The organism is Methanosarcinales archaeon (genome assembly GCA_014859725.1).
GTDB lineage: Archaea > Halobacteriota > Methanosarcinia > Methanosarcinales > Methanocomedenaceae > Kmv04.
In genome coordinates this window covers 1-8,839 of record JACUTQ010000092.1, presented here as the reverse complement: position 1 = coordinate 8,839, position 8,839 = coordinate 1, and the positions used below count along the sequence as shown (strand labels likewise).

At 40.4% G+C, this 8,839-nt stretch carries 11 protein-coding genes and 1 tRNA gene; 5 read left to right on the top strand and 7 right to left on the bottom strand.

The window, feature by feature from the left end:
• Positions 1–148 precede the first annotated feature (148 nt).
• Complete coding sequence (locus IBX40_08420; GenBank protein MBE0524338.1) at positions 149–451, top strand: hypothetical protein; 303 nt, start codon at positions 149–151, stop codon at positions 449–451.
• Positions 452–679: 228 nt separating this feature from the next.
• On the opposite strand, the gene IBX40_08415 is transcribed toward IBX40_08420, so the two are convergent.
• A tRNA-Leu gene (locus IBX40_08415) sits at positions 680–764 on the bottom strand.
• A gap of 251 nt (positions 765–1,015) precedes the next feature.
• A complete protein-coding gene (locus IBX40_08410) occupies positions 1,016–1,414 on the bottom strand; it encodes a DUF22 domain-containing protein (GenBank protein ID MBE0524337.1) in 399 nt (132 codons plus the stop codon).
• Positions 1,415–1,514: 100 nt separating this feature from the next.
• On the opposite strand from IBX40_08410, the gene IBX40_08405 reads away from it, so the two are divergent.
• Together IBX40_08405 and IBX40_08400 are read left to right on the top strand one after the other, a co-directional pair.
• Positions 1,515–2,135 (top strand): threonylcarbamoyl-AMP synthase, encoded by a 621-nt coding sequence (locus tag IBX40_08405; protein ID MBE0524336.1) that lies wholly within the window; start codon positions 1,515–1,517, stop codon positions 2,133–2,135.
• Positions 2,132–2,986 carry a type II methionyl aminopeptidase gene (locus IBX40_08400; GenBank protein MBE0524335.1) on the top strand — a complete coding sequence of 285 codons (855 nt, stop codon included), beginning with the start codon at positions 2,132–2,134 and terminating at the stop codon, positions 2,984–2,986. The genes IBX40_08405 and IBX40_08400 overlap by 4 nt, the downstream gene beginning before the upstream one ends.
• Positions 2,987–3,006: 20 nt before the next feature.
• On the opposite strand, the gene IBX40_08395 is transcribed toward IBX40_08400, so the two are convergent.
• Positions 3,007–3,342 carry a hypothetical protein gene (locus IBX40_08395; GenBank protein ID MBE0524334.1) on the bottom strand — a complete coding sequence of 112 codons (336 nt, stop codon included), beginning with the start codon at positions 3,340–3,342 and terminating at the stop codon, positions 3,007–3,009.
• A gap of 18 nt (positions 3,343–3,360) precedes the next feature.
• A complete protein-coding gene (locus IBX40_08390; GenBank protein MBE0524333.1) occupies positions 3,361–4,503 on the bottom strand; it encodes a pyridoxal phosphate-dependent aminotransferase in 1,143 nt (380 codons plus the stop codon).
• Positions 4,504–4,682: 179 nt separating this feature from the next.
• Between IBX40_08390 and IBX40_08385 the strand changes: the two genes are divergently transcribed.
• A complete protein-coding gene (locus tag IBX40_08385) occupies positions 4,683–5,867 on the top strand; it encodes an anaerobic nitric oxide reductase flavorubredoxin (GenBank protein MBE0524332.1) in 1,185 nt (394 codons plus the stop codon).
• 4 nt (positions 5,868–5,871) lie between these two features.
• Positions 5,872–6,228 (top strand): cupin domain-containing protein, encoded by a 357-nt coding sequence (locus IBX40_08380; GenBank protein ID MBE0524331.1) that lies wholly within the window; start codon positions 5,872–5,874, stop codon positions 6,226–6,228.
• Between the two features lie 87 nt (positions 6,229–6,315).
• Here IBX40_08380 and IBX40_08375 read toward each other — a convergent pair whose 3' ends face one another.
• Genes IBX40_08375 through IBX40_08365 form a run of 3 tightly spaced genes read right to left on the bottom strand, consistent with a single transcriptional unit; the run spans position 6,316 to position 8,347 of the window.
• Positions 6,316–7,074, bottom strand: coding sequence for an ABC transporter permease (locus IBX40_08375; GenBank protein MBE0524330.1), 759 nt, complete (start codon positions 7,072–7,074; stop codon positions 6,316–6,318).
• Positions 7,071–8,018 carry an ATP-binding cassette domain-containing protein gene (locus IBX40_08370; protein ID MBE0524329.1) on the bottom strand — a complete coding sequence of 316 codons (948 nt, stop codon included), beginning with the start codon at positions 8,016–8,018 and terminating at the stop codon, positions 7,071–7,073. The genes IBX40_08375 and IBX40_08370 overlap by 4 nt, the downstream gene beginning before the upstream one ends.
• A 23-nt stretch (positions 8,019–8,041) precedes the next feature.
• Positions 8,042–8,347 carry a cupin domain-containing protein gene (locus IBX40_08365; protein MBE0524328.1) on the bottom strand — a complete coding sequence of 102 codons (306 nt, stop codon included), beginning with the start codon at positions 8,345–8,347 and terminating at the stop codon, positions 8,042–8,044.
• Positions 8,348–8,839 lie beyond the last annotated feature (492 nt).

Genomic DNA, 8,839 nt, shown 5'->3' with positions numbered 1-8,839 from the left:
AGAAGTATCGCCAGCTTGTAGAATCAAGATGGGATAAAGAAAAACTTATCATGCTGGCGAATTAGCATTATTCTGGAAAGTAGCTGAAGAATTTGAAATACAAAAATGTATTTCAGACGTAACTGGTAAAGATAACAATGATACACCGATGGCAATACTAATTCTAGTTTTGAACCAGTTAATAGGAAGAAAATCACTTGCAAAAATAGGAACTTGGATATCAGAAACACCGATTCCGAGATGCACAAACATCGATGTAAACAAATTAACTAAAGATTATTTTTTATCAGCTCTTGATAAAATTTCACATGATAATGGAACATTAAAAACCACTTCTTCATTTATCATTCAGAATAATATTACAAACACTTGGAGAAGGATAATCGAAAATGAGCCAGAAAAGTACTTTTTTTATCAGGATATTGATTGCTGCTATTTTATGGAAAATTAAGAAACATAAAATTGACGTAAGTTATGACGATTTAATTGAAGAAGCATCAAAAATATATGAGGTGGAATTTTTATCAAAAGATTCTAAAATTTTCAGATGGACACATATTTCAAAGAATTTTCATTGACTTCTGTTCAGGGCAATTCAAAATTCTAAAATACCTGTCACTGTCTAAAAAGAACTGAAAGCGTACACTTTTTCGCCCTTAACTATAACCCAAGTAAATCATGCGGGGGGTGGGATTCGAACCCACGTATTCCTACGAAACAGGGTCCTAAGCCCTGCGCCTTTGACCTGGCTGGGCTACCCCCGCATCAGAGTATTTTGTGCTATTGAGCGAAGCGAAATGCACGCTTCGCTTGAACCTTCGCAAGGTTCAGCTGCGGTTACAACCGCATCAGGGTATTTTGTGCTATTTAGAGCTATTTTAATTAAACGAAATAGCTTTGAAAATAATGTAGCAAAAAATTTAAAAATCGAATGCTACAATGAGGTTTTAGATAGTCCTTTGTAGATTTAAATCTTTTGTGGATTATCTGTGGCTTATCAAACTATTAAGAAAATTCATTTGTTCAAAATAATCGGAAATACATTTATCACAGCCAAAAGATCTCCATTTTCAACCTTCCCATTCTGTATAGGTAAAAAAATAACACTTGATATCTTTCGCCTCGTCTCGACCAGTGCCACCCCGGTATGTCGCGCCTTAAGTACAGCCCCCAATGCATGATGAATAAAAGCACATGGTAATGCCACCGAATTTTCAGGAATACTTACCTCCTTCAATGGAATCTCAATGACCTCACCCTTTTTGACTTCCATATCTTTATCAGATATAAGCATCTCCCACTTACCCTCATTCGCGATTGTAAAATTATATGGAACGGCTGTTAAATATTCCCGTTCGATCGAATCCTGGCTTCCTAACACCAATTGAATTGGAATATAATTTTCAATGGCCATGGTAAAAGATACTTGTCTTTCATTATATAAAAATTCAATCTCAATATCCTCAAAAAACAATGATGTATATATATGGTTCACCTTAAAAGACATCTGAGAAATGAAAAGGATAGTAAAAGGATCACTTCTGAAAAATGATATTGAAACAGCATCATCCATAATTAAATCCGGCGGTGTTGTGCTCTATCCTACAGAAACTGTTTACGGACTTGGAGCAGATGCCGGTAACATCGATGCTGTAATGAAAATCTCAGGCATGAAAAAGAGGGATCCACAACAGCCGATCTCAATAGCAGTTTCCAGCATCCATATGCTGAATTCAGTTGCTTATCTGGATAATGCTTCAAAGAACTTTATTAATAGATTTCTGCCAGGCCCCATAACTGTAATTGTACCAAAGAAACCACATGTTCCAGATATTCTCACAGGAGGCACCGATCTTATCGGCATTCGCTGGCCTGATCAAACACATACTATACAGTTGATCGAATCTGTTGGCAGGCCGATTACCTCAACAAGCGCAAATACTTCAGGAAAAACAGCGCCATCAAAACTAGAAGAAGTAAAAAATGAAATCCTTCTAAAAGTTGATTATATACTTGATTCGGGGGATTGTGGGTATGGTGAACCTTCAACCATTGTAGATCTGGTAAACAGGAAGATTCTGCGAAAAGGCGCTTTAATTGATAATATTATCCTGGCATTGGAAGAGATGAAATGAACTCCGATATCATGGAATGTTATTTACAGGCAGGTAAGATCGCTTCAGAGGTAAAAGAAGAAACCTTGAAGACTGTTAAAGAAGGGGGTAAACTGTTAGAAACTGCTGAATATGTAGAAGATCTCATACTCCAAAAGGGAGGTAAGTTAGCTTTTCCATGCAATATTTCTGTTAATCAAATTGCTTCTCATTATACACCTTTATATGGCAGGAGTAAATTTAAAACCGGGGATGTTGTAAAAATCGATCTCGGAGCACACATTGACGGATATATTGCAGATACAGCGGCTACCACGGAGGTTGGCACTGATCGCAATAACATACTTATTAAAGCAGCTAACGAAGCATTGAATGCTGCAATTAGCCAGACAATGCATGGTGTGAATACAAAACATCTTGGATCAATAATGGGTAAGATTATTAAATCATATGGCTGCAATCCTGTTAAGGACCTTACAGGCCATAGTCTCGATAGATTCACAATCCATAGTGGTATCAATATTCCTAATTACGGTGGCGCACCCTATGGAAACACTCTATATGCAGGAGATGTAATTGCGATAGAACCATTCACAACAAAGGGTCGCGGTAGAATAATACAGGGTGAGGCCAGGATATATAGTCTACGACAAACCAAGAACCTTTCAAATCCTTTATATCAGAAATTAGAATCCAAATTCAAAAAACTCCCATTTACATCCCGTTGGTTAACGGACCAAAGTGAAATTAAAAAAACACAATCATTATTGAAAAAATATCCGGTCTTAATAGAAAGTGACGGGTGTCCTGTAGCCCAGGCTGAACATACAGTTATTGTTATGGAGCAGGGCTGTAAAGTGATAACAGCTTAACAAAACTGGTATAATAAATATCAACCGTACATTATCTCATCTGGTGGAATTGATTGGAGAATATTAATTATATACTCAAGGGGCAATGGTGAAAAAGCTTCCAACTGGCCTGAGCATATTGGACAATTTTTCTTAAAAAGAATCGGACTAGCAGTTATTTCTTCTTCATACATGGATTCCCTGAAAAAAGTGTAGGGAAGTGAAGTGGGTTCAAGCACTTCAAATTGATGTTCTTTTAGGAGCGTGTAATATGTGGATTTCTCTGAATGGTCGCATGTCGAACACTTAAGTTTAATCTTGTTGTTAAGAAATTCTTTTTTAGGCTTTTTTGAGATAAGTTCATCAATAATATCCAACACACTATTGACTACAATCTAATTATTTAGATATCTATCTATTCTATCCATTCCTTCCTTGATATTTGCAAGGTTATTGGCATATGAAAATCTGAGATAACCTTCGGCACCCTTCCCGAAATCAATACCAGGTGTTACGGCCACCCCTGCTTCTTCAAGGATAATACGGCTGAGTTCAAGAGAATCGCCGCTGAATTCACTGGCATTTGCTAGAACGTAATATGCCCCTTCAGGTTCACTGTTTATCCCAAAGCCTATGTCTTTTAAGCGATCAAGAATAAAACGTCTGCGTTTGTCATATGTATTGACCATCTCTTTTACATGATCTTGTGGCCCTTCCAGCGCTGCAACACCGGCATGCTGGACAAAGCTGTTGGCACAGATAAAGAAGTTCTGCTGTATCTTTTGCAGGGGCCTGATATATTCTAATGGAGCAATAAGGTATCCCAGCCTCCACCCTGTCATTGCATACAGCTTGGAAAAACCGTTCAATACAAATGCATTATCAGTATATTCAAGTATGGAATGATCCTCCCCTTTGTAGACCAGACCCTGGTATATCTCATCAGAGATTATTGGTATCTCTCCTGCAACCTGTGATACACCTTTTAAGGTTTTGGGATGCATCACATGTCCAGTAGGATTTGAAGGGGAATTGATCATTATAGCACGGGTCTTAGGTGTTATCTCCCGGGCCACATATTCGGGATTAAGGCTGAACCCTTCTTCTTCTTTTGTATATAAAAATACGGGTTTCCCGTTCATATATTCCACAAAATTCGGATAGGCAGCATAGTATGGGTTTGACATGATCACTTCATGCCCCTTATCCAGAAGACCCATGAACAGTACCAGCATTGCAGGGCTGGTGCCTGAAGTGATAATCACCTGGTTGGAGTTTAATTCCAGGTTGAATTTGTTATTATATGACCTGGCCACAGCTTCCCTTAATTGGGGCAGTCCCAGGCTGTGGGTATATTTTGTTTCTCCCGCTTTTAGTGCATCATAAGCTGCTTGATTGATATGCGGCGCAGTTGAAAAGTCAGGTTCACCCACCTCCATGTGAATGATGTTTCTGCCTGATCGTTCCAGTTCCTGTGCTCTTTCAAGGACTTCCATTACATAAAAAGGCGGGATTTTTTTTGCTTTTTCTGAGAACATATACTGATCAATCAACGTGCTCAATATTCTTATAATCTGCCGGATTTACCAAATACATCGCTCAGTACATTAATTTTACTTTTTAGCGTTATAATTATTAATGAACAATGCCAATTGTTTATCTGTAATTTAATTTCATTTTGGCATAATATCTGTTACAACATCAGTGAAGTGGGACTATGATAGAAATAAAAGAAAACATATTCTGGGTAGGCATCAAAGATTGGGAAATTAAGAAATTCCACGGTGAGGAGTATTCCACACACCGCGGCAGTACTTATAACAGCTATCTGATAAAGGACGAAAAGAACGTACTTGTGGACACAGTCTGGACTCCGTTTAAGGAGGAATACGTAGCCAGGCTGGATACAGAGTTCGGGCTTGATAAAATCGATGCCGTTGTCGTGAATCATTCTGAATCAGACCATGCAGGCAGTTTGACCTACCTCGTGGCACAGATACCGGATGTCGAGATATACTGCACAAAGAACGGGCATGACATGATCCACTGTCATCATCACAAGGACTGGAAGTTCAATGAAGTGAAGACAGGTGATACATTAAAGACAGGCAAATACGAGCTTGTGTTTGTAGAAGCCCCGATGCTGCACTGGCCTGACAGCATGTTCACATACGTCAAAGGCGCAGACCTTTTGCTCTCCAATGATGCATTCGGCCAGCATTATGCCTCGTCTGCTATGTATAATGATGAGGTTGACCAGTGCGAACTGTTCCAGGAAGCCATCAAGTATTATGCCAATATCCTGACACCTTTCAGTTCCCTTGTGAAAAAGAAGATAGAAGAGTTCAAAGCAATGAATGTACCTGTGGATATGATTGCACCGAGTCATGGCGTGATATGGCGTAAGGACGCGCTGGACATTGTGGGGAAATATTACGAATGGGCTGATGCGTACCAGGAGGACTTTATTGTCATTGCCTATGATACCATGTGGAACGGGACAAAGTCCATGGCCGAGGCTATTGCATCCGGTCTGAAAGAAAGCGGTGTGCCCGCCAAGTTGTTCAATGTTGCAAAGAGTGATATGAACGATGTCATAACAGAGATATTCAGGTCAAAAGGTGTCATAGTCGGCTCGCCTACAATAAACAGGAGGGTGCTTTCATCGGTGGGTGCCCTTATAGAGACCATGAAGGGTCTGCGGTTCAAGAATAAGGCCGGGGCAGCATTTGGTGGATATGGCTGGAGTGGTGAGTCAGTGGGTGTCATAGAAGATGGGCTAAAGAGTGCGGGCATCGAGGTGGTTGTCCCCGGGATTAAGTTCAGGTATAATCCGACAGGTGATGAACTGAAAGAATGCAAACTGTTCGGAAAGCAATTCACGAAGAATCTAAAGAGGTGATGGTATGAAGCAAACAGATGAACTGAGTTTCAAACCGAATGAGTTTCCTTTGGCACAGCCCTTTGATATTGTGGGTTCCACAAGCTATGCAGACGGGTCTGTTGTCAGCAGGACACTGAAGAAGAACGAGGCTGGGACTGTGACCCTGTTTTCATTCGATGCAGGACAGGGGTTGAGCGAGCATTCCACCCCCTTTGATGCGATCGTCCAGATACTTGACGGGGAGGCTGAGCTGACAATAGGCGGTAAGAAAATCACTGCGGGGGCGGGGCAGATGGTCATCATGCCTGCAAATATCCCGCATTCACTTGATGCTAAAGTCAGGTTCAAGATGATGCTGATCATGGTGAAAGCAAGCTGACTCCAATCTAATTTCAATCAGCCTATAAATTTCCAGGTATCAACACCTAAACTCATTTGCACAATACACATCATAAAGAATTATTCCCTATTCATGCGACCTTGTTCGTTCATGAAGTAAAAATCCAAAAATAAAGAACAGACATGTATATACTAAAAGACCTGCAACATCCCATACAAGACTATAGTAATTGCCTCCGCCTATCGCATATCTGAGTATATCAACAGAATATGTCAGTGGTGAAAGGACAGTTACAAACCAATAGTCCCCCATAGCATTAATTGGGATGAAAATTCCGCTGATAAATAAAAGCGGGAGCCTGATAAAATTCAACATCATCATAACATCACCAGGATTTTCAGTTGGTATGGCTGCAAACATAATTCCCATGGCAGAAAAGCCAAACGATGCCATGCTAATACCTACTATTAAGGCAAAAAGATTATTAACCTCGACACCAAACCATAAAATTCCGATGACAAGCGGAATTGATGCAATTATCCCACCAAAAATAAATCCCCCGAGCGTCCCTCCCAATAGAATAGAGAAAGGGGATATTGGAGCAGTGATCAATCTGTCATATGTTTTGTTTCTTCTCTCGGTAGGCACCGCCATCGGCCCTGTTGAGGAAGCGCTAAAGAAGATTGTAATTGCCATAAGCCCGGGAATCAGTTCCAACAAAGGTAGATCTCTTCCAACTGCAAAAGATATGAAAAGGAATACCGGGAAAAGAATCCCAAACATAATGACTGCAGGAGTCAGGTAATGGATACGAATGTCCTTTTTTGTTATTGCCCATGCACTGGCAAGTTCTCGTTCGAGTCTATACAGAGATTGTGATTTCATCTCTTATTCACCTCAAAATTCTGCTTGCCTGCCTCTGCCAGTCTCAGGAAAACATCTTCCAAACTGGGTCCCAGCGTGTTAACAGTCATAAGCGTTAGATTGTTTGCACGTGCATAGTCGAACACAGAAGACAGGACAGACGAAGGGTTATCAGTGTACAGCCTGCACTTATCACCTTCTCTATTCATGCGACTAACCTCAGGAATCTTGAGAAGTGCATCATAGTTTGTGATGGAATCAAAAGCAAAAACAACGGATTGGGTGCCCTGAATTATTTTCTTAAGATTCACTGGAGAATCTATTGCAGCAATCCTTCCATGCACTATAATCGCCACCCTGTCACACATTACGTTGGCTTCTTCAATGTTATGGGTGGTCAGGAATATCGTAGTTCCATTTAAATTGAGTCCACGGATGATTTCCTTTAACATTACTGCACTTTGAACATCCAGCCCTGACGAGGGCTCATCAAGAAATATGATGTCTGGCTCATTTATGAGAGCCATGGCGATTGTAAGCTTGCGTTTCATCCCTTTTGAGAATCCCTTTGCCTTCTTTTTCTTGAATTCATTGAGACCAAATTTATCCAGCAGCACATCGGCCCTGCGGGTTTTCTGTTCTCTCGGGATGCCGTACAGTTCCCCGGCAAACATCAGGTTTTGCCAGGCAGAAAAGCCACCATATACATTAGAAACTTCCGGAACAATCCCAAAGCATTCTTTAGCACGAAAAGGTTCTTTCTGTATATCGTGACCCATTATTCTTGCGGTTCCTTCAGAGGGTTGGCTCAGACCTGTCATCATACTAATTGTAGAGGTCTTTCCCGCCCCGTTAGGACCAAGAAAACCAAATATCTCCCCCTCCTTCACTTCGAAAGATATATGATTAACTGCTATTAAATCACCGTATTGTTTTGTCAGATTCTCGACTTCAATAGCATTCATCAATTACCCTCGCCCTTAAACACCTAATGTGGTTGCCGTATGCCGAGCAGGCTCATGTGCGTATGGGGCCTTATTCCCCGTATGCCGTTTTTTGGAACGAAAATTATGTGATTAGGCTTGACATCATATTTTTCAGTTCCGACAGTTATGGTCCCCTCCCCATCGATTACTTGAAACAGTACTGAATATGGTTCTGGGTGGGGCTGAATCTCCTGTCCTTCTTCAAGACATACCAGAACTACATTGAACCACTCTGTACTTAGAATATCCTTTTTTACCGGCGCTGTTGTGCTGTACTCAACAAGTTCCTTCAAATCTGTGTGTTTCATTCTTTTCCTCCTATTCCCTCTTCTTCGTCAGTATCCATGATGCATCACGAAGGATGCATTAAACAAGGTAAGTATAAAAAGTGTTCACGATGTATTGAGCCTTTCCACCTATGAATTTCCATTATGCGTTCTATAAGCTCGAATACTATTTTTCTCGACCAATAGCTTGCATATCAGTATGATCTGCTCATCTGTTAAGTGTCTCTTGTAAAATACCGTGCCTTTGCTTTCTGGAAATCTTATTCCGCAAGTCTTACACTTGAACATCTGTTTACCTTTGGCATTAAAACCCTTTTTGGTGATTTGACCTTTGTTCTTTTTTCTATAGTCTGGACAGTTCTCATTCAAACAGATTTGGTTTTCTAATACTTTTCCACTCATAAACAATATGTTATTTTACATCAGCATTAAGGTCACGATTTATAGGACACTACCAATATCTTGGGACCAGTATAGATTTGGGGCACAAAAAATCGATCAAAAATATCCAGT